Origin of the sequence: Ralstonia edaphi (assembly GCF_958350185.1) — a bacterium.
GTDB classification, from domain to species: domain Bacteria; phylum Pseudomonadota; class Gammaproteobacteria; order Burkholderiales; family Burkholderiaceae; genus Ralstonia; species Ralstonia edaphi.
In genome coordinates this window covers 659,460-684,860 of record NZ_CATWHI010000001.1, presented here as the reverse complement: position 1 = coordinate 684,860, position 25,401 = coordinate 659,460, and the positions used below count along the sequence as shown (strand labels likewise).

Genomic DNA, 25,401 nt, shown 5'->3' with positions numbered 1-25,401 from the left:
CTGGGGCAGGTTTTTTTTTTGCCTGGGCTAGTGCCCGCTGAAGCCGGGGTCACCCCCCACTGAAGTGGCATGACCCCATGGCGGTTCTAAAGAGCCGTCCTCTCGGAACCGATAGCGGTTAGAGGGGCATATAAGAAACGAGGGGTAGACAGATGACGGGTTGGATCAAGCGCTTGCCGGTGTCCACGATGCTGACAGGCGGATTCCTGATTGTGGCGGCCATGGGCGCAGCCATCGGCGGGTTGGGCATCTACACGATCACGCAGCTGACCAAAGCCAGCGAAGAGCTGGCACAAAAGCAGATGCGCGCCATCACGCAGATGGGCACCGCGGCCAACAGCCTGGCGCATGCCAGCCGTGCGCAGACGGCGTTGCTGATTGCCACCACGCTCACCGAGCGCAAGACGCTCAGCGGGCAGATTGCCGACAGCATGCAGCACCTGAAAGACGGTGTGGAGAACGTCCGCCCGCTGTTTACCTCGGACGAAGGCAAGAAGATGATCCGCGAGGTCGACGCCATCTACCCCGTCTGGGGCAAGCGCATGACCGACTTCGTGGCACTGATGGACAAGCAGGGCCTGGACCCCACCCAGTTCGACAGCCGCGTCACCGCAGAGAACGTCGGCTTGCTGGACGACACCGCGGCGTTTGAAAAGACGCTCGACAAGATGGTCAAGCGTGTGGAGGAGGTCTCCGCCGCGTCCACCGTCAAGGCTCACGACGACGCACACCGCTCGCGTCTGGTAATGATGGTGATGGCCTGTGCGGGCGCGTTGCTCGGCATCGTGCTCGGCCTGGTCATTGCGCGCCGGCTGTCTCGCCAGTTGGGTGGCGAACCATCGTACGCGGCCGAGATTGCCCGCCGCATTGCCGCCGGCGATCTGGCCGTGCACGTGCAGACCCGCCCCGGCGACCACGACAGCATGCTCTTCGCCATGGCGCAGATGCAGCAGCAACTAACCGGCACGATCACCAACATCAAGAGTTCCGCCGATTCCATTGCCAGCGCCACCAAGCAGATCGCGGCCGGCAATGCCGATCTGTCGCAGCGCACGGAAGAGCAGGCATCCTCGCTGGAGGAAACCGCTTCCAGCATGGAAGAACTCACCAGCATCGTGAAGCAGAACGCCGACAACGCCCGCCAGGCCAGCCAGCTCGCCGGTAGCGCGTCGGACATCGCCGTCAAGGGCGGCGAGGTGGTGGGCCGCGTGGTCGAAACCATGGCCGGCATCAATGACAGCAGCAAGAAGATCGCCGACATCATCGGCGTGATCGAAGGCATTGCCTTCCAGACCAACATCCTCGCCCTGAATGCCGCCGTGGAAGCCGCGCGCGCGGGCGAGCAGGGCCGCGGGTTTGCGGTGGTGGCGGGCGAGGTCCGCAGCCTGGCGCAGCGCTCGGCCACGGCGGCCAAGGAGATCAAGGAGCTGATCGGCGATTCCGTCGGCCGTGTGCGCAACGGGTCGGCCCTGGTGGCCGAAGCCGGTACGGTCATTGAGGAGGTCGTGGTGGCCGTGCGCCGCGTGACCGACATCATGGGCGAGATTTCCGCCGCGTCGGACGAGCAAAGCGCCGGCATCGAGCAGGTCAACCAGGCGGTGAACCAGATGGACGAGGTCACGCAGCAGAACGCTGCGCTGGTGGAGCAAGCCGCCGCCGCGGCCCTGTCGCTGGAAGAACAGGCCCAACTGCTGCGCAACGCGGTGGCGACGTTCCGCACCGATGCTTCGGCCGAGTTGGCCGTCGGGGCGCCGGCCGTGGTTTCGGCGCTGGGCGCACGCAGCGAGGTCCGCCCTGCAAAGACCGAAATGGTGCCCGCCGTGGCGCGCGCGCTGGCTTCGCGCAAGGCGGCCAAGCCGCCCGTGTCCCCGGAGACGGCCCCCGAGCAGGCGCCCGCCGCCGCGCAAGCTGAAAAAGCGCATCACGAAGCACATTTACCCGTTGCACCGGTGGTTGCCGCGGTCGCCGCGGCTGCCGTTTCCGAGGCCGCCGTCGCCCCGGCCCTCAAGCTGAGCGCCGGTTCTGCCGATGAAGATGACTGGAGCACCTTCTGACGCCAGCCCCGCCAACAGCAAACTTGGCGCGGCCCGCGGAAACGGTACCCGCCAACGACTGAGAGCGGGCATCAAGACTCGCCAAACACGGGGTTAGTTATCCATGGCAGCACAAAATTTGGCGCCAGTTTCGCCGACGCTCGCGTCGCGTGAGTTTTCCTTCACCGCCGAAGATTTCGGCCGCATTCGCGACCTGATCTACCGCCGCGTCGGCATTTCACTGTCCGACCGCAAGAGCGAAATGGTCTACAGCCGCCTGGCGCGACGCCTGCGTGTGGTGAACCTCGGCTCGTTCCGCGACTACCTGGATGCGCTGGAAAAAGGTCACCTGCCCGACGAGTGGGAGGCCTTCACCAACGCGCTGACCACCAACCTGACCGCGTTCTTCCGCGAGCAGCACCACTTCCCGATCCTGCACGAGCACGCCAAGGCCAAGCGCACGCCGTTTACCGTGTGGTGCTCGGCGTCTTCGACGGGCGAAGAGCCGTACTCGATCGCCATCACGCTGGCCGAGGCCTTTGGCTCGATGTCGCCCAGCCAGGTGAGCGTGATCGCTTCCGATGTGGATACCAACGCGCTGGCGCGCGCCCGAGCCGGCATCTACCCGATGGAGCGTGTCGCGGCCCTGTCGCCCGAGCGCCTGAAGAAATACTTCCTGCGCGGCACCGGCAAGCAAGAGGGCTATGCCCGCGTGCGGCCCGAGCTGCAAGCCATGATCGACTTCCGGCAGATCAACCTGCTCGACCGCGATTGGCCGCTGCAGCAGAAGTTCGACGTGATCTTCTGCCGCAACGTGATGATCTATTTCGACAAGCCCACGCAGGCCAAGATTCTTGAGCATTTCATCGACGTGATGAAACCCGATGGCCTGCTGTTTGCCGGCCATTCGGAGAGCTTCCTGCAGGTCACCAAGGCGTGGACGCTGCGCGGCAAGACCGTGTATGAGGTCGCGCCCGAGCTGCGCGCCAAGATGGGGGCACGATGATCGAATTCGGCAAACGCGCGACCCCGCAATCGGCGGCCGAGCCCGTGCGCAGCGATAGCGGCATGAGCAGCGGCATGAGCGCGGGCGCCATGGCCACGCTTGCGCAATCGTCCGCCAGCACGCACGCGTACTACGACACCACCTTCGGCCGGCGCGCCATGAAAGTGCTGCCCGGCGAGTATTCCGTCACCACCGAAGACCTGATGCTGGTCACGGTGCTCGGCTCGTGCGTCTCCGCCTGCGTGCGCGACAAGACCCTCGGCATTGGCGGCATGAACCATTTCATGCTGCCCTCGCGCAATGAAGGGGAATCGATCCTGTCGCCGTCCATGCGCTATGGCACGCACGCCATGGAAGTGCTGCTCAACCAGCTCTACAAGGCCGGCGCCAAGCGCGAGCGCCTCGAGATCAAGGTGTTTGGCGGCGCCGCCGTGCTGGCCGGCATGAGCACGCTCGACGTGGGCGAGCGCAACGGCAAGTTCGTACTCGAATTCCTGCGCAACGAAGGCCTGACGGTCGCCGCCAAGGACCTCTTTGACGTGCACCCGCGCAAGGTGTATTTCGTCCCGTCCACCGGTCAGATCATGGTGCGCAAGCTGCGCTCGCAGAACTCGGCGGCCGACCTGGACAGCGAGGCGCAATACGCCAGCAAGCTGTCGAAGTCCATCACGACCAAGCCTGCCTCGCGCCTCCAACTCTTTACCTAGGAGACCGCTGAAAAACGATTCTGACGGCCCAGCGCCGCCTTGCCGTGCGACTTGTACCGTCTGCGTCGGCACTGATCCATCAGAACCGCTTCGCTTCGTTTTGCAACGGTCTCAACATTCCAGAAGACTTGCTCCCGAACATGAACGACAAACGCAAGATTCAGGTGCTGTGCATCGACGATTCCGCACTGATCCGCAGCATCCTGAAGGAGATCATCAACAGCCAGCCGGACATGGAAGTGGTGGGTGTGGCGCCCGATCCGATCATCGCGCGCGACCTCATCAAGCAGACCAATCCGGACGTGCTCACGCTGGACGTCGAAATGCCGAAGATGGACGGCCTCGACTTCCTGGAAAAACTCATGCGCCTGCGCCCGACGCCGGTGGTCATGATCTCTTCGCTGACCGAGCGCGGTTCTGAAGCCACGCTGCGCGCACTGGAGCTGGGCGCGGTGGATTTTGTCGCCAAGCCCAAGCTGGGCATGCGCGACGGCATGAACGAATACGCCGACCAGATTGCCGACAAGATCCGCGCGGCAGCCCGGGCAAGGCTGCGTCCGCGCGCTGCCGCACCGGTTGCAGCGGCCGGCTCGGCATCGGCATCGGCACCCGGCGCACACGTTCGCGCGGAGCACGCAGCCGCCGCGCCGGCCCCTGCGCGTACCCATTTCTCGTCGACGGAAAAGCTCATCATCGTGGGCGCTTCCACCGGCGGCACCGAGGCCATCAAGGATTTCCTGCTGGAAATGCCGCCCGACTGCCCCGGCATCCTGATCGTGCAGCACATGCCGGCGGGTTTCACCACGTCGTTCGCCAAGCGGCTGGACGGCCTGTGCCGCATCCGCGTGAAGGAAGCCGCGCATGGTGAACGTGTACTGCCCGGTCACGCCTACATTGCCCCGGGCGACATGCACCTGTCGCTGGGCCGCAGCGGCGCCAACTACGTCACCGAGCTTGATCAGGGCCCGCCGGTCAATCGCCATCGCCCGGCCGTGGACGTGCTGTTCCGCTCTGCCGCGCGCAACGCCGGGGCCAACGCCTTGGGCGTCATCCTCACCGGCATGGGCAAGGACGGTGCGGTCGGCATGCTGGAAATGCGCAACGCCGGCGCCTACAACGTGGCGCAGGACGAGGCGTCCTGCGTGGTCTACGGCATGCCCAAGGAAGCCGTGGCCCACGGCGGCGTGCACGAAGTCCTGCCGCTGTCGCAGATCGGCCCGCACGTGCTGGCCAAGCTGTCGGCACATGGCCGCGTGACGCGGGTTTAACGCTGCACTTTGCGGGTACATTGGTTGCGGGGCGCAGCAGTCAGGCGCCCCAAACCATTCCGGCGCTCAAGAATCGGCCCCAGGCGCCGATAAGATTGCCAAGGAAGCCCGAAACCCCCCAATTCAGTAAGTTTGCGGAGATTGTGTCCATGGACAAGAGCCAGTACCGATTCCTCGTCGTCGACGATTTCCCGACGATGCGCCGGATCGTGCGTAACCTGCTCAAGGAACTCGGTTTTGCCAACGTCGACGAGGCCGAAGACGGCGCCGCCGGCCTGGCCAAGGTCAAGGAAGGCCGGTTCGATTTCGTGATCTCGGACTGGAACATGCCGAACATGGATGGCCTGCAGATGCTGCAGAGCATCCGTGCCGACGCCAACACCGCCATCAGCAAGTTGCCGGTGCTGATGGTGACGGCCGAGGCCAAGAAGGAAAACATCATCGCCGCCGCCCAGGCAGGAGCCAACGGCTACGTGGTCAAGCCCTTTACGGCCGCCACGCTGGACGAAAAGCTGGGCAAGATTTTCGAGAAGCTCGAAAAGGGGGCGTGATGAGCGAGATGCACGATGGCGCCCAGGCGCCGGCCGCCGAGGGTGCAGACCACGGCGACATGCCCGAAATGCTCCAGCGCATCGGCCACCTCACGCGCATGCTGCGTGAGAGCATGCGCGAGCTGGGCCTGGACAAGGGCGTCGAGAAGGCCGCATCGGCCATCCCCGACGCACGCGACCGCCTGAACTACATCGCCAACATGACCGAGCAGGCAGCCACCCGCGTGCTCAACGCCATCGACGCGGCGCGGCCCGTGCAAGACGCGCTGGAGTCCGACTCCCAGGCGCTGGTCAACCGCTGGCAGTCGTGGATGGACCGCCAACTGGGCGACGACGAGATCCGGGAGCTGGTCGGCCAGACCAACGGCTTCCTGCGCAGCGTGCCTGAAAAAACGCGCGACACGAACCAGCAGCTCATGGAAATCCTGATGGCCCAGGACTTCCAGGACTTGACGGGCCAGGTGATCAAGAAGGTGCTGGATGTCGTCCAGCTCATCGAAAGCCAGCTAGTCGGCATCCTGCTCGACAACGCGCCGGAACACCTGCGCGTGGAAGCCGCGCATGTTGCGACGTCGCTGCTCAACGGCCCGCAGATCAATCCGGACCATCCGGATGTGGTTGCCAACCAGGAGCAGGTGGACGACCTGCTGGAAAGCCTCGGGTTCTGAACCCGCATTGCCTGGCCCTCGCAGCCGCGAGGGCCGGCGCGTCTTCTGCCGAACCCCGAGCGGGCGGCATCAACGTCAACTGCTTGCAGAGAACTGCCGCAAGCGCGTTGCCATTCCGGCCGACATCCAAGGCCGACCTCCAGCGCCCACGATCAGCGCATCCACCCGCGAGAGCACCGGTGCAAGCATCCGTTGCCCGGCGGCGTGGCCTGCGGCCATGATCGCCGCGCCAAGGCCGTTGACGTCGTCTACGTCGCGAGCGATCAGGGTCACGCCATGCGGCCCATGCGCAGGCAGACCCGTTTGCGGATCGAGCACGTGATGGAACCGCTGACCGTTGCGCATGAAGTAACGCTCGTAGTCTCCGGATGACGCCACAACCCCGTCGCTGAGGCCGACGACGCCCAGCAGCCGCTCCGGCGCAAGTGGATCGCGCAGGCCGATGCGCCATGCATGTCCTTGCAGCTTTCCGCCGGCCACCACATCACCGCCACCGTTGATCATGGCGTCGCGTATGCCGTGTTCTCGTAGCACGCGCATGCCTGCCTGCAGGATGGGCAGCTTGGCAATGCCACCCAGATCCAGCTTCATGCCTTGGCGCCGCAAGTAAGCGCTGCCGTTGTGCTCGTCCACAACCACGTCCCGATAGTTGACGAAGCGCCGCTCACGCGCCAACTCCGTGGGGCTCGGGATGCGGCCGTGCTCGGGCTCAAAGTTCCAGCCCGAGTACGCGCCGACGGTGATATCGAAGGCTCCGCGGCTTTGCTCCGAGACCTGTCTGGCGCGCTTGAGCACCGTCATGACTTCAGGCGCCACCGGCACGGGGTTCCGCCCCGCGGCGCGTGCCAGTGCGCTGACCTGGCTCTCGGGCCGGTAGCGGCTCATCAAGCATTCGAGCCGCGCCATCTCCGCAAAGGCAGCGGGGATGGCGGCAGCGGCGGCGCCCGGTGTCGCGCCTTGCGCGACGATATCGACTTGCGTGCCGAGCAACCGCGTGGATGCACGCTCGACCAAAGGGTCTGCCAGCGCGGGCCGTACGAACATGCCGACTGCCAGCAGCGGCACCCCGGCCAGGCAGCGCCGCCGGGCTAGGTTGGAAGGAGGCAGGGGATGCATGGCATTACTGCGACTTCGCCACCATGTAGTCAACCGCAGCCTTGATGGCATCGTCGGGCAAGGTCGATCCGCCACGGGCGGGCATGGATCCCTTGCTGCCGTTGAACCCCTCCAGCGCGTGCTTGTAAAGGGTGTCCTTGCCTTGTGCGATGCGCGGGCCCCAGTCGGCCTTGTCACCGGGCTTTGGCGCTCCGGCCACCCCTGCGGCGTGGCACATCGAGCAGACGTTGCCGAACGTGCGCTTGCCCAGCACATTCTCGGGCTCCGCCGCTGCGGCAACCGTCGCTGCAGCAGGGGGTGCACTGGTTTGCGCCGGTGCGGCTGCCGCAGCGGCGGAAGCCGACGGCGCGGCGGGTTCCTTCTGACCGCACGCTGCAAGAACGGCAGCGCAAATCAGCATCAGGCCTAGGGTGGTTTTCGTGCGCATGGAAATCTCCTTGAGTCGGCGCGGGTTCCGAAATGAACACGAATCGCATTCTGTACGCTCCCTTCCCATAAAGATGTATAAAAAATGCGTTTTTCAAGAATCTGTGACGAAAGTCAATTGCTTCGGCTGCCTGCACCCTGAAGATGCCACTTGCCGAGAAGGTCAGAGCGCAGATGTGAGCCGGCATCTTTCCGCCCGGCTTTGTGAAAACCGATAGAGGAATCGATACAGGGATCGATGATGACCAAGCACCAACAATCGCCATCCACACAGCAGGAAGAAGCGCTGAGCGTACCGGGGCGGCGTCGCTTCATGAACAGCGCAGCGCTCGCCGGGTTGGCAACGGTGGTGGCATGCACAGACAAGGGCACGCCCGCAGCAGCACCCGCCGCATCTGCCAGTGCGCCCGCAGCCGCGGCCGCCGGGGAACACGTCATTGCGGGCTTGCATCCGAAGCCGGGTGAACTCGACACCTATTACGGCCTGTGGAGCGGCGGACATACCGGCGACATGCGCGTCATGGGCATGCCCTCGGGCCGCGAGATCCACCGCATTCCGATGTTCGTGCCGGATGCGCTGGTCGGCTGGGGCATCACGAACGAATCGAAGAAGGTGATGGGCACCAAGCCCGACGGCAGTCTGAAGTACACGGTGGGCGATACCCACCACGTGCATGCCTCGTACAAGGATGGCAATTACGACGGCCGCTATGCGTGGATCAACGACAAGATCAACTCGCGCCTGGGGCGTGTGCGGCTCGACTATTTCATCTGCGACAAGATCACCGAACTGCCCAACGTGCAGGGCTTCCACGGCATCTTCCCGGACAAGCGCGACCCGCTCGACCCGAAGATCAACTACACGACGCGCGTGTTCTGCGGCGGCGAGTTTGCGATCCCGCTACCGAACACCGCAGGCATCGACGACCCGTCCAAGTACCGCTCGCTGTTCACCTGCGTGGACGCCGAAAGCATGGAGGTGCGCTGGCAGGTGCTGATCGACGGCAATTGCGATCTCGTCGCAACGTCGTACGACGGCAAGCTGGCCGCAACCAACCAGTACAACACCGAGATGGGCGTGCACTACGAAGACATGATGTCTGCCGAGCGCGACGCCTGCCTGTTCTTCAACATTGCGCGCATTGAAGCGGCGGTCAAGGCCGGCAAGTTCAAGACCATCGGCGACTCCAAGGTGCCGGTGGTGGACGGCACGCACGCGGCCAACCAGGATCCGAAGACGGCGCTGACCGCCTATGTGTCGGTGCCGAAGAATCCGCACGGCGTCAATGCCAGCCCAGACCAGAAGTACTTCATCTGTGCCGGCAAGCTCTCGCCCACCGGTACGGTGATCGAGCTGTCCCGCGTGCTTGACTGGTTTGACGGCAAGCTCGCCAAGATCGACGACGCCATCGTGGCGGAGGTGGAACTTGGCCTCGGGCCGTTGCATACGGCGTTCGACGGGCGCGGCAACGCATACACGACGCTGTTCCTCGACAGCCAGATCGTGAAGTGGAACATCGATGCCGCGATCAAGTTCCACAACGGTGACAAGAACGCGAAGTACGTGGTCGACCGCCTCGACGTGCACTACCAGCCGGGCCACCTGAACGCATCGCAATCCGAAACGGTGGCCGCCGATGGCAAATTCCTTGCCGTGGGCTGCAAGTTCTCCAAGGACCGCTTCCTGCCCGTTGGCCCACTGCACCCGGAAAACGAACAGTTCATCGACATCTCGGGCGAGAAGATGGTGCTGCTGCAGGACCACCCGATCCGCAGCGAGCCGCACGACTTCATCATCTTCAAGCGCGAGCTGCTGCACCCGAAGCAGGTCTACTCGCTGGACGATTTCCCGCTCGCCACCAAGGATCCGAAGCAATCCGGCGTGGTGCGCAATGGCAAGAAGGTGACGGTGCGCCTGACGTCGCAGGCACCGGCGTACAGCCTGCGCGAGTTCAAGCTGAAGAAGGGCGACGAGGTCACGCTGATCCTCACCAACCTCGACAAGGTCGAGGACTTGACGCACGGCTTCGCCATTCCGAAATACAACATCAACTTCATCGTCAACCCGCAGGAAACCGCATCGGTCACGTTCATTGCCGATAAGCCCGGCGTGTTCTGGTGCTACTGCACGCATTTCTGCCATGCACTGCATCTTGAAATGCGCAGCCGCATGATTGTTGAGGCCTGATCCCGAGGGCAGGCGCGCGGGCCCGGGGGGGGGCCCGCGCGCCCCACGAACTCCAAGATGCCATCCCCAAAACAAGGGTTCGCGGCGTGGGTCGCTGCGTTCCTCCTGATGCTGTTCATGGGCGTGCAGCCGGCGCAAGCGGGCCGCGGCGCCTATGAAGCCGAGTTGCCTGCCAACCTGGCCGAGGCCAAGGACCTGTGCTCGCTTGTACCGTGCGCCGACGTGTTTCCCGGCGCGGTGCGTTTCTCCGAACGGATGGGGCAACCACCGTATGTAGAAGCGTACGGCGCAGCGCAAGGCGGCAAGGCGCCCCTGCTGGGCTACGTGATGTTGTCCACCGACATCACGGACATTCCGGCCTATTCAGGCAAGCCCGTGGTGACGCTCATCGGCATGGACCGGCAAGGCCGCTATGTCGGCATCAAGGTCCTGAAACACTCCGAGCCGATCCTGCTGCTCGGGATTCCCGAGTCTGCGCTGCTGAACTTCAACAAGCAGTACATCGGCAAGTCGGTCAAGGACAAGATCGAAGTCGGCCAGTCGCGGCCTGACGAAGGTGTGCTGGGCGTCGATGCGATCTCGGGCGCCACCGTGACCGTGATTGCGCAGAACCAGGTGCTGGCGACAGCCACGTCTTCGGTGGCGCGGCAAGTCGGCATTCTTGCGCCCACGCGCCACGAGCCCGCACGCTATGCGCAGACCGGCCAGCGCGCTGCCTGGGCGGAGCTGGTCAAGCAGGGCAGCGTGCAGCGCTTGCTGATCCGGCCTGAGCAGCTTGGTCTGGAACGCGCGCAGGAACCGTTCATTGAACTGTGGTTTGGTGATCTCAATCATCCGGACCTGGGTGCGAGCCTGCTCGGCCAGTCCGCGTGGAACGATCTGCACGCGCAGCTCAAGCCGAACGAGCATGCAATCTTCGTCATCCGCACCGCGGGCGCCGCGTCGTTCAAAGGGTCGGGCTTCGTGCGGGGCGGCATCTATGACCGCATCCAGATCAAGCAAGGCGCGGAGTCCTTCACCTTCCGCGATTCGGACTACCTGAACCTCTATGGCCTGGCAGCCCCAGGCGCGCCGGCCTACACCGAGTCGGCCATCTTCGTGGTGCGCTCGCCAGCGTTCTCGGCGGCATATCCGTGGAAGCTGTCCTTCCTGGGCAACCGCGTCGATCGGGCCACCGGCACGCGCAGCTTCGTCACGTTCGATGCCCCGTACTGGATGCCCGAAGCGCTGCTGCAGGGCGGCCACCCGCATATCGACGAGCCGGAGGCACCCTGGCGGCGGGTCTGGCGTACGCGCGCGCCGCAGATCGCGCTGTTCATCGCGCTGCTCGTTTCGGTGGGCGTGGTGTACGCGCTGCGCGAGCGCCTGACGCGCCGCTCCACGCACAAGAACAAATGGCCGGTGAATGCCTTCAAGTACACCGCGTGGGCACTGAGCATCGGCTTCGTGGGCTTTGGTGCGATGGCGCAGCCGTCGATCACGCAAGTGCTGACCTGGTTCCACTCGCTGCTGTTCCAGTGGACGTGGTCGCTGTTCCTGACCGATCCGTTCATCTTCTGCTTCTGGATCTTCATCATCCTGACGGTGTTCCTGTTTGGGCGGGGGCTGTTCTGCGGATGGCTGTGCCCGTTCGGCTCGCTGTCGGAAGCGCTGTACAAGATTGGCGGAAGGCTCGGCCTCAAGCGCTGGCAGCGTCATCTGCCGCGTGCCTGGCACGACAAGCTGAAGTGGCTCAAGTACGCCATCTTCTTCGGTCTGCTGACGGTGTCGGTGTTCTCGATGGGGCTGGCAGAGAAGCTTGCCGAGGTGGAACCGTTCAAGACGACATTCCTTGTCGGCATCAGCCACCGCGCGTGGCCCTACGGCCTGTTTGTCTGCACGCTGCTCGGGATCTCGTTGTTTGTGGAGCGCCCGTACTGCAAGTACATCTGCCCGCTGGGCGCCGCGCTTGCCATGCCGAGCACCTTCCGCTGGTTTGGCCTGCGCCGCAAGCAGGACTGCAACAGTTGCAAGGCGTGCGCCGTGGGTTGCGGCTCATTGGCAATCGACCCGGATGGCCGCATCGACCACCGCGAATGCCTGCACTGCCTCGACTGCATGGTCCTGTACACCGACGTCAAGGGATGCCCGCCGCTGGCCAAGGAGCGCAAGCGCCGCGAGCGCGACGGGCTGGAGATCACCCCCATCGGCAAGGACGGCTACTTCATTCCCATCCAGCCGGTACCGATGAGCCCCCGCGTGGCACAAGGCCCCGACCCGCGCATGCCGACCGATCGCATGGTGCCGCCCGGACGCGAAGGCGCGCGTGGCCTGCGTTGGCTGATGCTGGAAGTGCGCGATCACCTGTGGCCGTGGAGCAGCAAGGGCTGGGCGTCTGCGCGCGGCCTGCAGATCGCAGGGGCTTCGCTTGCGCTGGCGGCAAGCGTGGCGTGGGTCCTGGCCGCGATGGGCCAGCTGTCGTCGGGCGCCGTCATCGCATGGTGGTTCGGCTGGAGCGTGTATGAGGTGCTGATCCGCCTGGCAGGTCGACGCTACGTCAAGGACGGCCCGTGGTGGCAAGCCAACTATCGGCGTGCAACCGTCATGGACATGCTGAGCTACGTCGGCTTCAAGAACCTGCTGATCGGCGCCGCGTTGTTCCTGGCCCTGAAGGCGCTGGGGTGGCTGCAGGTATGAGATGGCTGCCGGTGTTGCTCGTGGTCTGCGGCTGGCTCGCGGTTGCCCAGGGCGCTCGGTGCGCCCAGGCATTCGCGGGGGCAACGGTGCGCGTGGCGGCAGGGCAGTCGCTGCAGGCGGCCATCGACGCAGCACATCCGCGCGACGTGCTCGAGATCGAGCGCGGCATGTACACCGGCAACCTCGTCATCAACAAGCCTCTGACGCTGCGCGGCCTCGATCGCCCGACGCTCAGTGGCGGCCAGCGCGGCGACACGATCCGCATCAGCGCACCGGACGTCGTCATCGAGGGCCTGATCGTCCGTGATTCGGGCGACAGCCTGAAAGACCAGAACGCAGGCATCAACATCCTGCCCGGCGCGCATCGGGCCGTGGTGCGCCAGTGCGAGCTGACCTACAACCTGTTTGGCTTGTGGATCGAGAAAGCCAACGACGTGCGCATCGAGGCCAACACCATCACCGGCAAGCGCGACTACAACTCTGCGCAGCGCGGCAACGGGGTGGAGCTGTACAACACGCAAGGCGCACGCATCATCGGCAACAACATCAGCTTCGTGCGCGATGCGCTTTACGTGGACGTATCGCATCACGCCGTGTTCAAAGGCAACCGGCTTCACCACAGCCGCTATGGCACGCACTACATGAACTCCTACTACAACCTGTGGGAGGACAACGACAGCTATGCCAACCGGGGCGGCCTGGCCTTGATGGAAGTGCGCGACCAGATCGTGCGCAACAACCGCACCTGGGGCAATGCGGACCACGGGATCATGCTGCGCACGCTGCAGGATTCGGTGGTGGAGAACAACGTGGTGGCCGACAACGATCGCGGCTTCTTCATCTACGACGTTGAATACACGCAACTGCGCGGCAACCTCATCGTCGGCAACCAGGTGGGCGTGCACCTGTCGGCGGGTTCCACACGCAACGTGGTCCAAGGCAACGACTTCATCGGCAACCGCGAGCAAGTCCGCTACGTTGGCGCGCGGGACGAGGCATGGGGTGCCCGTACGGCGGCCGAGCGCAGGCAGGGCAACTTCTGGAGCGACTACCTCGGCTGGGACCGCGACGGCGATGGCATTGGCGATTTGCCTTACGAGGCCAACGACGTCGTAGACCGGCTGATCTGGCGCCACCCCGGCGTGCAACTGCTGCTGGCGAGCCCGGCGGTGCAGGCACTCAGGTTCGTCAGCCGGCAGTTTCCGATCCTGCGTGTGCCGAGCGTGGTCGACGCCTATCCGCGCATGCAACCCGCGAACCCCCATTGGAGCACCTGGCGTGACAGATCCCTTTCACGTTGACGAGACTGCCGCCATTTCACTGCGCGGCGTCAGCAAACACTATGGCGCCGTGCGCGCGGTCGACGGCGTTGACCTGGACGTCGGCCACGGCGAGCTGTTCGGCCTGATCGGGCACAACGGTGCCGGCAAGAGCACGCTCTTCAAGATGATGCTGGGGCTGATTCCCGCCACCACCGGCAGCATCCGCGTGGCCGGTGCATCGGTGCGCGGCGCCGCGTTCCGGGCGGCCCGGCGGCAGATCGGTTACCTGCCCGAGAACCTCGTCCTGTACGACAACCTGAGCGGGCTGGAGACCTTGCGGTTTTTCGCCCGGCTCAAGGGCGTACCGGCGGCCGATTGCGCGCCGCTGCTTGCCCGCGTGGGGCTTGCGGGTGCGGCCGACAAACCGGTGCGTGCCTACTCCAAGGGGATGCGGCAGCGCCTCGGGTTTGCGCAGGCGCTGTTGGGTACGCCACGCGTTCTTTTCCTCGATGAGCCGACGAATGGTCTGGACCCGGCGGCCATTCACGACTTTTACGCCACGCTGCAAGGATTGCGCGAGCAGGGCGTCACGATCCTGATCACATCGCACATCCTGGCCGAGCTGCAGCAGCGCATCGACCGCCTTGCCATCCTGGCCGACGGCCGCGTCCTTGCACTGGGCAGTGTCGCTGCGCTGCGCGCTCGCGCCGATCTGCCCCTGACGCTGGCCGTGCGGGTCGAGGCCGGCGCGCGCAGCGCACTGTGGGCGCAACTCTCGCCCTTGTGCGCACACGGCGCAGAGATCGTCGACGGGCAGGCCGAGCACGAGATGCTGCTGCGCTGCAGCCGCTCGCTCAAGATGGACGCCCTTCAGGCACTGCAGCCGCTGGGCGGGCGCCTGCTCGATCTGCAGATCCATGAACCGTCGCTCGAAGACGTGTTCTTCGGCCTCAGGCAAACGGAGGCCGCATGATCGGCATCGAATATCGGCAGGTGGCTGCCGTCGCCGCCAAGGAACTGCGCGATCGCCTGCGCAACCGGTGGGTGCTTGCGGTGGCCGTCGTGTTTGCGGTGTTCTCGCTCGTGATCAGCTACTTTGGCGGCGCCGAGCAGGGCACGCTCGGCCCGCGCTCCATCGAGTTCGTCATCACCAGCCTGGTCAGCCTCGTCATCTACCTGATCCCGCTGATTGCCCTGTTGCTCGGGTTCGACGCGGTTGTCGGCGAGCGCGAGCGCGGCTCGCTCGATCTGCTGCTGGCACTGCCGCTCACTCGCGTGGAACTGCTGCTTGGCAAGTACCTCGGGCTCGCCGCGGCGCTCACGCTGTCCACGCTGGGCGGGTTCGCGCTGATGGCGGTGCTCCTGTGGCACCAGTTCGGCGGGGCGGGGCTGTATCAGGCGGCCGGCTTCGTGCTGAGTTCAGTGCTGCTTGGGCTCGTCTTTCTGAGCCTGGCGCTGTGCGTTTCCGTCGTCAGCCGTGAACGCACGCGGGCTTCAGGCGCCGCCATCGCGCTGTGGTTTGGCTTCGTGCTGGTGTTCGACCTGTTGCTGCTCGGCCTGTTGGTGGCCACCGGCGGCAGCTTTGGCGGCCAGGTGCTGGCGTATCTGCTGTTGCTCAACCCCACCGACATTTTCCGCATCCTCAACGTGTTTTCGCTGGACCAGCTGCGCGGCCTGCATGGCCTCGTCAGCATCGTGCCGCCTGCCCTGGGCAACCCATGGGCAATGGGCGGGGCGATGCTGGCGTGGATTGCCGCGCCGCTGGCACTCGCCGCCTGGAGATTCCGCACATGAACCCGGATCGTCGCCGCCTGCTGGCGGCTGCCCTGGCCGGATCGGCCACCCTCGTCGGCCTGGCTGCCTGTGGCCGGCAGGCCGAAGCCACCCTTGTCCCCGCTGAAGCCGACGCGGCCACCACCTGCGACCTGGACGGCATGCTGGTGGCGGAGTATCCCGGGCCCAAGGCGCAGCTCTATTACCAGGGCGACGCAACGCCGCACTGGTGCTGCGATACCGTGGAAATGTTCAACACGCTGCTCAAGCCGGAGCAGGCGCGGCCGATCCGGGCGGCGCTTGTGCAGGACATGGGCCAGGCCGACTGGGAGCATCCTCGCGGCCACTGGTTTGATGCCAGGACCGGCTATTACGTGTTCGGCAGCCGGCGCCGCGGCTCGATGGGGCCGACGGTCGCCAGCTTCCGGCTGGAAGCCGATGCCCGCGCGTTCATGGCACGCGACGGCGGCAAGCTGCTGCGCTACGCCGAAGTGACGCCCGACATGGTCGACCTCAGCGGCGGCGCGCTGCACGACGGGCGCATGTAGCCATGCGGCTGCGTCGATCAGGCTTGACGGCAATGGTTCTGCTGGCGGCCTCGCTCTGGTGGTATGGCGTGCATGCGAGCCGCCGCGTCGAGCCCGAGATCCCCACCGAGATCTGCTTTGTCGCAGCGCCCACGCCCTATGACCCGCGCTCCGGCGTCGCGCCCGATGCGCCGCGCGCCATCCCGCCCCACGCACGTTGCCCGGTCTGCGGCGCATTTCCGTCGCGCGTGCCGGACTGGGCAGCCCAGGTGATCTTTGCCGATGGCGATGCGTACTTCTTCGACTCGCCCTTGAGCCTGTTCATCTACTTGCGCAACCTGCCGCGCTACGCCGCCGGCCGGCAGGCCACTGACATTGCCGCGGCCTATGTGCGCGCGGTGGGCGACGGGCGCTGGATCGCCGCGCTGCAGGCCGTCTACGTATGGGGCTCCGATGTGCCTGGGCCGATGCGCAGGGGCAATCTGCCGGCCTTCCAGAATCACACCGATGCGCGCGCTTTCATTGCGCGCCATGGCGGATCGGTCATGGGTTCCGCCGGCATTACCGCAGAACGCCTGCGGGCGTTGGAGCCCACGCAGCCCCATCCGGCCGGTCAGCACACCTAGCGCACGCAGGCTGGTGGGCCGAGCAGGCTTGATTGCACCGGAGGGCCCATGTTGGCGTGGTTCCCGAGGCTTTCTGTCGATAAGCCGCCCCAGAGGCCGCTTTTTCGGCGCTTCAATGGGCGGGGGTGCCTTGGATAATGCGACGGTCGGCCAACCTGCCGGCCTGTTCCATCCACCCCTCGCACGCCCGGCATGTCCGAAGAAAGCGATCTCGAAAAAACCGAACCAGCCTCTCCGAGGCGCCTCGAGCAGGCGCGCGAGGAAGGCGACGTTCCCAGATCACGGGAACTGGCTTCGTTCGCCCTCACGGCGGTGTCCGCGGGCGGTTTGTGGGTGATGGGCGACTCGATCGTGCGGGCTGCTTCGTCGTTTCTGGCGCGCTGCCTGGAGTTCCACCGCTACAACTACGCCAGCGGGCAGGACCAGTGGAACTACGTGACGGGCCAGTTCATGCCGCTGGCGATGGCGCTGGGCGGGTTGATGCTGATGCTGGTGATTGCCGCGCTGTCGCCGCTGGCGCTCACGCGCGGGGCCATCTCGTTCAAACCGCTGGCCCCCGATATTTCGCGCCTGTTCAAGCTGCAGGGGCTGACGCGCATGTTTTCGCTGGAGGGGCTGATGGAGCTGCCCCGCCTGCTGATCAAGCTGTTCCTGATTGCCGGCGTGGGCTGGCTGCTGGTCCGGTATTACCGGGGTGACCTGATCGAACTGCCGCAGCAGGACCTGGGCGTGGCCATGCGCGACACCCTGCACGTGGCCGGCGTGGCGTTCCTCTGCATGGCGGCGGTGATGATGCTGGTGGCGGCCGTGGATGTGCCGCTCTCGTTGTGGCAATACGCGCGCAAGCACCGCATGACGAAGGAAGAAGTGCGCAAGGAGCACCGCGAGTCCGAAGGCGATCCGCACGTCAAGGGCCGCATCCGCAACCTGCAGCGCCAGGCCGCCCAGCGCCGCATGATGGCCGACGTGCCCAAGGCCGATGTGATCGTCACCAACCCGACGCACTACGCTGTCGCGCTGCGCTATTCCGAGAAGGAAGGCGGCGCGCCGCGTGTGCTGGCCAAGGGCGCCGACATGGTCGCAGCCAAGATTCGCGAGCTGGGGACGGAGCACAAGATTCCCATCCTGGAAGCGCCCCCGCTGGCCCGTGCGCTGTACCGCCATACCGAGATCGGCCACCAGATTCCCGAAGCGCTGTACGCCGCCGTGGCCGAGGTGCTTGCCTATGTCTACCAGCTGCGCCGCCTGCATCAGGTCGGCGGCCGTGTGCCGGTGCGCCCGACCGACCTGCCGGTGCCCGCCGATATGGACCCGGGGCCGCAGCCCGGCCCGGACGACGAGCCGGAAGACGCCTAAACCGTCGCTTGCCGAGTAAAAAGCCTCACGCGTCGAGCTCCGAACTCGGATCGCCGAGCAAAAAGCCTCACGCGTCGAGCTCCGAGCTCGGATGGCCGAGCGAAAAGCTCCATGCGTCGAGCTCCGAGCTCGGATCGCCGAGCAAAAAGCTCCACGCGCCGAGCTCCGAGCTCGGACCGCCGAGCAAAAAGCTCCACGCGTCGAGCTCCGAGCTCGGATCGCCGAGCAAAAAGCCTCGCGCTCGACACTTTTTGCGTGGCGGACGGGCGTTTGAGGTTTGGGCGCGCCTGACTTGGCGCGCAACTTGACCAGGCAGACGGCGCCAATGGCCGCTTCCGCACCCCCCGGCGGGAGGGTATTTCAAAGAAAAGCCGCCTTTTGGGCGGCTTTCTCACGTCTTCGATTTGGCAGCCCCCACGGCAAGATGGCACCCATCGAAAAGCCCCCCGCTGCACGACCCGCCAATGAACGCCGCACTGCTCCGAGTCACCGACATCCTGCGCAAGGGCGACTACCGCTCCGCCGCCGGCCCGGTACTCATCATCCTGATCCTGGCAATGATGGTGCTGCCATTGCCGCCGTTCATCCTGGATCTGCTGTTCACCTTCAACATCGCGCTGTCGATCATCGTGCTGCTGATCAGCATGCACACGCTCAAGCCGCTGGATTTCTCGTCGTTCCCGAGCATTCTGCTGATCACCACGCTGATGCGGCTGTCGCTGAACGTGGCGTCCACGCGCGTGGTGCTGATGGAAGGCCATACCGGCCCCGACGCCGCCGGCAAGGTGATCGAGGCGTTCGGCCACTTCCTGGTGGGCGGCAACTACACCGTCGGCATCGTGCTGTTCGTCATCCTGGTGATCATCAACTTCATGGTGATCAGCAAGGGCGCGGGCCGCATCGCCGAGGTCAGCGCGCGCTTCACCCTCGATGCGATGCCCGGCAAGCAGATGGCGATCGACGCCGACCTGAACGCCGGCCTGATCCGCGAAGACGAAGCCCGCAAGCGCCGCACGGCCATCGCGCAGGAAGCTGAATTCTTCGGCTCCATGGACGGTGCGAGCAAATTTGTGCGCGGCGATTCGGTGGCGGGTATCGCCATCCTGCTGATCAACATCGTTGGCGGCCTGGCCGTGGGCGTGCTCCAGCACGGCATGGACGTGGGCCACGCCGCCACCAACTACACGCTGCTGACCATCGGCGACGGCCTGGTCGCACAGATTCCGGCGCTGGTGATCTCCACCGCGGCGGGCATCATGGTCAGCCGCGTCTCCACCGACAAGGACGTCGGCCAGCAACTGTCGAGTGAGCTGTTTGCCATGCCGATGGTGCTGATGACGACCGCCGGCGTGCTGGGCCTGCTGGGCCTGGTGCCGGGCATGCCGCACATCCCGTTCGTGCTGTTTGGCGGCGGTCTGGGCTATCTGGGCTGGTACCTCAAGAAGAAGCGCGAAGTGCCCGAGGTCGAGCCCGTGCTGCAGGCGATTGCCCCGGTGGATACGCCCGAGGCGAGCTGGGACGACGTGTCGTGGGTCGACGTGCTGGGCCTGGAAATCGGCTACCGCCTGATCCCGCTGGTCGACAAGAGCCAGGACGGCGAGCTGCTGCGCCGGATCAAGGGCATCCGCAAGAAATTCACGCAGGACATGGGCTTCCTGGCGCCGGTGGTGCATATCCGCGACAACCTGGAGCTGGGCCCGTCGTCGTACCGCATCACGCTCAAGGGTGTGGAAATCGGCCACGGCGAAGTGCAGCAGGGCAAGTTCCTCGCCATCAATCCGGGTGGCCAGGACGGCCTGGGCGGTCATGGCGGCATGGGTGGTCGCCTGGGCACGCAACTGCCCGGCACGCCCACCGTGGACCCGACGTTCGGCCTGCCGGCCATGTGGATCAACGCCGATGTGCGCGATCGTGCGCAGGCCGAGGGCTACACCGTGGTCGATTGCAGCACGGTCATCGCCACCCACGTCAATCAGTTGATTTACACCCATAGCACCGAGCTTCTCGGCCGTTTGGAAGTGCAGCAGTTGCTCGATCATTTGGGCAAGGAAGCACCGAAGCTGGTCGAAGACGTTGTACCGAAGCTGTTGCCCGTCGCGACCGTGCAGAAGGTGCTGCAGAACCTGCTGGACGAAGGCCTGCATATCCGCGACATCCGCACCATCGTCGAGACGCTGGCGGAACACGGAGGCAGGACGCAAGACCCCGCCGAACTCACCGCCGCCGTGCGTGTGGCGCTGGGCCGGGCGATTGCCCAGCAGCTCTTCCCGAACAAGACCGAAATGCAGGTCGTCACGCTTGACCCGAATCTGGAGAACATCTTGCTGCAAAGCGTCGTTGGCTCTAACGCCGGCCCGATCGAACCGCAACTGGCTGACTCGCTCATGCAAGCGGCAGCGGATTCGTCGCGGCAGCACGAACAGATGGGTCAGACGGGCGTCCTGCTCGTACCGCCCGCACTGCGCCCGATGCTTGCACGCCTGTTCAAGCGTGCCGCACCGAACCTGCGCGTGCTGTCGCACGCAGAAATTCCAGATCACCGAACGATTAAGGTTGTCGCCATGCTTGGAGGCCGCGCATGAAAATGCATCGATTTACCGGACTGACGTCGCGTGACGTCTTGCGCAAGGTCCGCGACCAACTGGGCGATGGCGCTCTGATCCTGTCGAACCGCGCCATTCCGGGCGGCATCGAGATCATCGCCGCATGCGACTCGCACGTCGATGCGCTGGTCGACACGCAGTCGTCGGCGCCCAAGACGGCGCAGCGCCGTCCGATGGCACCGGCCCCGATTCCCGAGCCCGCACCGATTGCCGCTGCAACCGCAGCCGTCGTTGCCGCTCAGGCACCCGCTGCAGAGGCCCCGCAGGCCGAGGCCCCGGCACCGAACGCGCTGGCCCGTCTGCGTAACCGCTTCATTGCTTCGCGCCGCGCCCCCGCACAGGAAGACGCACCGGCAGCCCCGGTGGCTCCGGTCGCCCAGGCAGCCAAGCCGGCCGGCCGCACGCTGCAAACGCGCGTGGACGACGACGTGGCCTTTGGCGAAGAAGACGCACTGGCCGCGTCCACCCGCATGCTGGCCGGTCTGTCGCTCGACCGCGCCAATGCCGAGGTGGCCCAGTCCGCAGCGCAGGCCCTGGCCAGCACCGCGCAGTTCATCGCCCGCCGCACCGCGGTGGAAGACGACGAGCCGGAGATGGAATCGACGGCCCGCTTTGCCGCCCGTCGCGACCAGGCGCGTGAACAGGCACGCGAGCAGGATGACCGCCCGGTGTCGCTGCGCAGCTTTGCCGAACGCGTGGAAGCCCAGGCACGCACGCTCCGTGCAGAACAGCAGAAGGCCGAAGCCCCTGTGAAGGCGCGCATCGAAGCGCAAGCCGACGTAGACAAGACGTCCGACATTTTCGTCCGCGTGGAGGACACGATGGCCAAGCCCGAAGCCCCGCGTGACGACGTGAGCCTGCAGCGCTCGGCCATCCAGGCCGACGTGAAGGAAAGCATCCGCGCCGAGACCGACGTGATGACCCGCCGCATGGTCGGCGAGATCGAAACGCTCAAGAGCACGCTGAACGACGCCATGTCGAGCCTCGCCTCGCTGGGCGTGAAGCTGGGCGACCCGGTGCGTACGCGCCTGTTCCAGACCATGCTCAACGCAGGGTTCTCGGCACAGCTCACGCGCTACGTGCTGGAAAACATGCCGCAGCACGACTCGTATGAAGGTGCGCTGGACTTCGTGCAGCGCGCGATTGAAAAGAACCTGACCACCGTGTCGGATGAAAACAGCCTGCTCGACCAGGGCGGCGTGTTTGCCCTGATGGGCCCGACCGGCGTGGGCAAGACCACCACGACCGCCAAGCTGGCCGCGCGCTTCGTGCTGCGCCATGGCGCATCGCGCGTGGCGCTGCTCTCGACCGACAGCTACCGGATCGGTGGCCATGAACAACTGCGCATCTACGGCAAGATCCTGGGCGTCTCGGTGCATGCCGTGAAAGACGCGCAAGACCTGAGCCTGGCGCTGAACGACTTGCGCGAGAAGCACGTGGTGCTGATCGACACCATCGGCATGAGCCAGCGCGACCGCGCCGTGTCCGAACAGATGGCGATGCTGCATGCCGTGGGCCCGTCGATCAAGCGCCTGCTGCTGCTCAACGCTGCCAGCAACGGCAAGACGCTCGATGAAGTGGTGGGTGCCTACCGCGACGCCAACCTGGCCGGCTGCATCCTGACCAAGATCGACGAGGCTGCCTCGGTTGGCCACGCGATGGACGTGATGATCCGCCGCCGCCTGCCGCTGCACTACGTGTCGTACGGCCAGCGTGTGCCGGAAGACATTGCGGTGCCGAACAAGAAGCTGCTGATCCACCGCTCGTTCCGGGCCGGTGCGGAGCAGTCGTCGTTCACGCTGGATTCGGATGAATCGTTGCTCGTGGCGCAAGGCGCGGTGTTACGTAACTCAGGTAACCGCGAACCTGGCCTGGCCGCTTTCGATTTCGCCTGACAAGGGGGCGACCATGACGACGCCATTCGCCAAGGATCAAGCCGCAGGGCTGCGGCGCATGCTCGGTCATGCCGCTGCCCGCCGTGTGCTGGTGATCGGTGCGGAAGAGCAGGTCGATGACTTTGTCGACAACCTGCGCATCGCGCTGTCCGCCATGGGCCGCGACACGGCCGTGGTGAACGCCCAGACCATGCTCGCCATGCCCGGCGTGCTCGAGCAGTACGACGAGACGGCGGACGTGACGCTCGTGGCCGCGCATTTCGGCACCCGGGCGCTGAGCACCGTGGCTGAAGTCTGCGACGACGTGCTGCTGACCTTCTCCGATGGCCCGGAAGGCATCAAGAGCGCGTACACGCTGCTCAAGAAAACCGCCGTGCTGCAAGGCAGCGCCGGCATCCGCACCGTGGTGTGCGGCGCGCATTCGGTGGACTCCGCCGTGCGCGTGTTCGGCAATCTGGCCAACACCGTGGGCCAGTACCTGAACACCCGAATCGATTTCGCCGGCTACCTCCCTGAGGACCGGCACGTAGAACTCGCGCTCTCGCTCGGCAAGCCCGTGGCGAGTGCGTTTCCCGCATCGCCTTCGGCCATGGCCTTCCGCCAGCTTGCCGAAGAAATGTTGAGCTGGGCCAGCGCCGAGGCCCAAGCCGGTGATGGCAGTGCGCCGTCGCGGGTGGTCATGTCGGCGCGGGCACCGGCACAGCCGGCAGATGAATCGGCGCAGGCAACGTCAATGTCGAACTCGACTCCGACGCTGGGCGCCACCGCACGCGCGGCCGAATTGGTTTATTGAGGCGCAGCATGAACGAAGCGTCAAAGGCAGGCATGGATATGTACACCGCAACCGGTCGCAAGACCAAGTCCGACGAGATGGCCACGTACGCACCGCTGGTACGTCGCATTGCCAACCAGATGATGGTGAAGCTGCCGGCCAGCGTTGAGCTGGACGACCTGATCCAAGCCGGCATGATGGGCTTGCTCGATGCGCTGTCGCGCTACGAGGAAACGCAGGGCGTGCAGTTCGAGTTCTACGCGGCCCAGCGTATCCGCGGCGCCATCCTGGACGAACTGCGCGGCTCGGACTGGCTGCCGCGTGGCCTGCGCCGCAATGCGCGCACGATCGAGCAGGCGATCCAGAAACTGCAGCAGCAGAAGGGCCGCGCACCCACCGAAACCGAGATTGCCGCAGCGCTGGGCATGTCGCTGGCCGAATACCAGAAGCAACTGGTCGACCTGCAAGGCAGCCAGCTGCTGTATTACGAAGATTTCGACCGCGAAGACGCCGACGCTTTCATCGAGAACCGCGCACCCGAGAACGACGCCACGCCGCTGGACCAGCTGCTGGACCACGACCTGCGCGAATCGGTTGTGGCCGCCATCGAGGCACTGCCTGAGCGCGAAAAGCTCATGATGAGCCTCTACTACGAGCAGGACCTGAACCTGCGTGAAATCGGCGCCGTGATGGGCGTGTCGGAATCGCGTGTGTGCCAGATCCACAGCCAGGCGATCGCCCGCATCCGCTCGCGCCTGCGCGATCGCGCATGGCTGCCGACGCCGACCTGATCCGATATCAACCGGGCGCCGCTGCCAATGGCGAGCGACGCCGGGTCTGTGCCTGACCTGCCAGTTTCTTACTGCGCGGCCAGCGAGTCATCTCGCGGCCGCGCTTTTTCTTTGGGCACGTCGGTCACGAGCCGCGAGGCGGCAGCATCCCACACGCGGGTCTCGCCATGCTTGAAGAGAACGAAGCGCTCGGCGGGCATGTCGGCCGCCTTCAGCGCGCGGGCGAGATCGGTGATGGGCTGATCCAGCGCTTCGTCCGTGAGCGGGAACGTGCCCCAGTGGATGCCCACGGCCTGCCGGGCGCCGATGTCCTGCATGACCTGCACGGCTTCGGCCGGGTCGATGTGCTGCGCCTTCATGAACCAGCGCGGCTCGTAGGCGCCCACGGCAATGGCTGCCACATCGAAGTGGCCGAAGCGCGCCCCGATGTCGCGCGTGTCTTGCGAATAGCCCAGATCGCCCGAGAACCAGAAGCGCAGGTGCGGATGCAGCAGCGCCCAGCTGCCCCATAGCGTGTGGTTGCGGTCGTACAGGCCGCGTGCGGACCAGTGCTGCACGGCGCAGAAATGCGCGGTGAAGGGGCCGAAGCGGGCCTCGTCGTCCCAGTCGAATGCGCGCACGTTGGGGTTGTCACCGGCAAGGCGTGTGCCGCGCACGTTGCGCGCAAACCAGCGGTCGATGCCCAGCGGCACGAAAAACATCGGGGCGCCGCCGGGCTGGCGCATCAGCGCACGCACGCTGGCGCGGTCGAGGTGGTCGTAATGGTTGTGCGAGATCAGCACCAGGTCGATATGCGGCAACTGCTTGAGCGACAGCCCTGGCGGCTGATGGCGGCGCGGCCCGGCAAACGGCAGCGGCGAGGCGCGCTTGGAGAAGACCGGGTCGGTCAGCACATTCAACCCGTCGATCTGCAGCAGCAGCGTTTCGTGGCCGATCCAGGTGAGCTGCGGAACTTCGGGCGGTTGGTGGATGGCACCGAGGTTGGGCGCGATGCAGGAGAGGTCTTGCGTGGGCGGCTTGGGAAGCTTCAGGCGGCGGCGCTCCCGTTGCCATTGCCAGAAATCGGCGTCAGGGCGTGGGTGCGGATAGCGGTTGCGGAATCCGTCCGGCGTGTGGTGCGGCTTGGCGGGGTTGTAGTCGGGATTCTTCATGGGCGA

Annotated in this window: 21 protein-coding genes; 18 read left to right on the top strand and 3 right to left on the bottom strand. The window is 65.5% G+C overall.

The window, feature by feature from the left end; all coding sequences use genetic code 11:
* Positions 1-152 precede the first annotated feature (152 nt).
* The 6 genes from R2669_RS03025 (at position 153) to cheZ (ending at position 6,233) form a co-directional block, all read left to right on the top strand.
* A complete protein-coding gene (locus R2669_RS03025) occupies positions 153-2,054 on the top strand; it encodes a methyl-accepting chemotaxis protein (RefSeq protein ID WP_316898474.1) in 1,902 nt (633 codons plus the stop codon).
* 103 nt (positions 2,055-2,157) lie between these two features.
* Positions 2,158-3,039, top strand: coding sequence for a CheR family methyltransferase (locus R2669_RS03020; RefSeq protein WP_316898472.1), 882 nt, complete (start codon positions 2,158-2,160; stop codon positions 3,037-3,039).
* Positions 3,040-3,128: 89 nt separating this feature from the next.
* Entirely contained in the window at positions 3,129-3,746 is a 618-nt protein-coding gene (gene cheD / locus R2669_RS03015; protein WP_316869735.1) for a chemoreceptor glutamine deamidase CheD, read from the top strand.
* 140 nt (positions 3,747-3,886) lie between these two features.
* Positions 3,887-5,014, top strand: coding sequence for a protein-glutamate methylesterase/protein-glutamine glutaminase (locus tag R2669_RS03010; RefSeq protein ID WP_316898470.1), 1,128 nt, complete (start codon positions 3,887-3,889; stop codon positions 5,012-5,014).
* Positions 5,015-5,163: 149 nt separating this feature from the next.
* Complete coding sequence (cheY, locus tag R2669_RS03005; protein ID WP_004627759.1) at positions 5,164-5,565, top strand: chemotaxis response regulator CheY; 402 nt, start codon at positions 5,164-5,166, stop codon at positions 5,563-5,565.
* Positions 5,565-6,233 (top strand): protein phosphatase CheZ, encoded by a 669-nt coding sequence (cheZ, locus tag R2669_RS03000; protein WP_027679309.1) that lies wholly within the window; start codon positions 5,565-5,567, stop codon positions 6,231-6,233. Before cheY ends, cheZ begins: the two co-directional genes overlap by 1 nt.
* Positions 6,234-6,308: 75 nt before the next feature.
* Here cheZ and R2669_RS02995 read toward each other — a convergent pair whose 3' ends face one another.
* Together R2669_RS02995 and R2669_RS02990 are read right to left on the bottom strand one after the other, a co-directional pair.
* The gene (locus tag R2669_RS02995; RefSeq protein ID WP_316891424.1) at positions 6,309-7,349 is read right to left on the bottom strand and encodes an FAD:protein FMN transferase; all 1,041 of its coding nucleotides are present in this window, start codon (positions 7,347-7,349) and stop codon (positions 6,309-6,311) included.
* Between the two features lie 4 nt (positions 7,350-7,353).
* Positions 7,354-7,776 carry a c-type cytochrome gene (locus R2669_RS02990; RefSeq protein WP_316877099.1) on the bottom strand — a complete coding sequence of 141 codons (423 nt, stop codon included), beginning with the start codon at positions 7,774-7,776 and terminating at the stop codon, positions 7,354-7,356.
* A gap of 237 nt (positions 7,777-8,013) precedes the next feature.
* Here R2669_RS02990 and nosZ point away from each other — a divergent pair, with 237 nt between their 5' ends.
* From nosZ to R2669_RS02930, 12 genes are all read left to right on the top strand, one after another.
* Complete coding sequence (nosZ, locus tag R2669_RS02985) at positions 8,014-9,963, top strand: TAT-dependent nitrous-oxide reductase (RefSeq protein ID WP_316877098.1); 1,950 nt, start codon at positions 8,014-8,016, stop codon at positions 9,961-9,963.
* 57 nt (positions 9,964-10,020) lie between these two features.
* Entirely contained in the window at positions 10,021-12,639 is a 2,619-nt protein-coding gene (locus R2669_RS02980) for a 4Fe-4S binding protein (RefSeq protein WP_316898468.1), read from the top strand.
* Positions 12,636-13,940: a nitrous oxide reductase family maturation protein NosD gene (locus R2669_RS02975; protein ID WP_147214357.1), complete on the top strand. Its 1,305-nt coding sequence runs from the start codon at positions 12,636-12,638 to the stop codon at positions 13,938-13,940. The genes R2669_RS02980 and R2669_RS02975 overlap by 4 nt, the downstream gene beginning before the upstream one ends.
* Positions 13,918-14,874 carry an ABC transporter ATP-binding protein gene (locus R2669_RS02970; protein WP_316898467.1) on the top strand — a complete coding sequence of 319 codons (957 nt, stop codon included), beginning with the start codon at positions 13,918-13,920 and terminating at the stop codon, positions 14,872-14,874. The genes R2669_RS02975 and R2669_RS02970 overlap by 23 nt, the downstream gene beginning before the upstream one ends.
* Entirely contained in the window at positions 14,871-15,695 is an 825-nt protein-coding gene (locus tag R2669_RS02965) for an ABC transporter permease (RefSeq protein WP_147214355.1), read from the top strand. The genes R2669_RS02970 and R2669_RS02965 overlap by 4 nt, the downstream gene beginning before the upstream one ends.
* Positions 15,692-16,222, top strand: a complete 531-nt coding sequence (locus tag R2669_RS02960) for a nitrous oxide reductase accessory protein NosL (protein ID WP_316876656.1) — start codon at positions 15,692-15,694, stop codon at positions 16,220-16,222. Before R2669_RS02965 ends, R2669_RS02960 begins: the two co-directional genes overlap by 4 nt.
* A 2-nt stretch (positions 16,223-16,224) precedes the next feature.
* Positions 16,225-16,827: a nitrous oxide reductase accessory protein NosL gene (locus R2669_RS02955; RefSeq protein WP_147214353.1), complete on the top strand. Its 603-nt coding sequence runs from the start codon at positions 16,225-16,227 to the stop codon at positions 16,825-16,827.
* Positions 16,828-17,019: 192 nt separating this feature from the next.
* Positions 17,020-18,183: a flagellar biosynthesis protein FlhB gene (gene flhB, locus R2669_RS02950; RefSeq protein WP_316891419.1), complete on the top strand. Its 1,164-nt coding sequence runs from the start codon at positions 17,020-17,022 to the stop codon at positions 18,181-18,183.
* 464 nt (positions 18,184-18,647) lie between these two features.
* Positions 18,648-20,765 (top strand): flagellar biosynthesis protein FlhA, encoded by a 2,118-nt coding sequence (gene flhA / locus R2669_RS02945; protein WP_316876652.1) that lies wholly within the window; start codon positions 18,648-18,650, stop codon positions 20,763-20,765.
* Positions 20,762-22,681, top strand: a complete 1,920-nt coding sequence (flhF, locus tag R2669_RS02940) for a flagellar biosynthesis GTPase FlhF (protein ID WP_316898463.1) — start codon at positions 20,762-20,764, stop codon at positions 22,679-22,681. Before flhA ends, flhF begins: the two co-directional genes overlap by 4 nt.
* A 13-nt stretch (positions 22,682-22,694) precedes the next feature.
* Positions 22,695-23,474 (top strand): MinD/ParA family ATP-binding protein, encoded by a 780-nt coding sequence (locus R2669_RS02935; RefSeq protein WP_316898461.1) that lies wholly within the window; start codon positions 22,695-22,697, stop codon positions 23,472-23,474.
* 8 nt (positions 23,475-23,482) lie between these two features.
* The gene (locus tag R2669_RS02930) at positions 23,483-24,244 is read left to right on the top strand and encodes an RNA polymerase sigma factor FliA (RefSeq protein ID WP_027679301.1); all 762 of its coding nucleotides are present in this window, start codon (positions 23,483-23,485) and stop codon (positions 24,242-24,244) included.
* A 68-nt stretch (positions 24,245-24,312) separates the two neighbouring features.
* On the opposite strand, the gene R2669_RS02925 is transcribed toward R2669_RS02930, so the two are convergent.
* Complete coding sequence (locus R2669_RS02925; protein WP_316898459.1) at positions 24,313-25,395, bottom strand: MBL fold metallo-hydrolase; 1,083 nt, start codon at positions 25,393-25,395, stop codon at positions 24,313-24,315.
* Between the last annotated feature and the right edge of the window lie 6 nt (positions 25,396-25,401).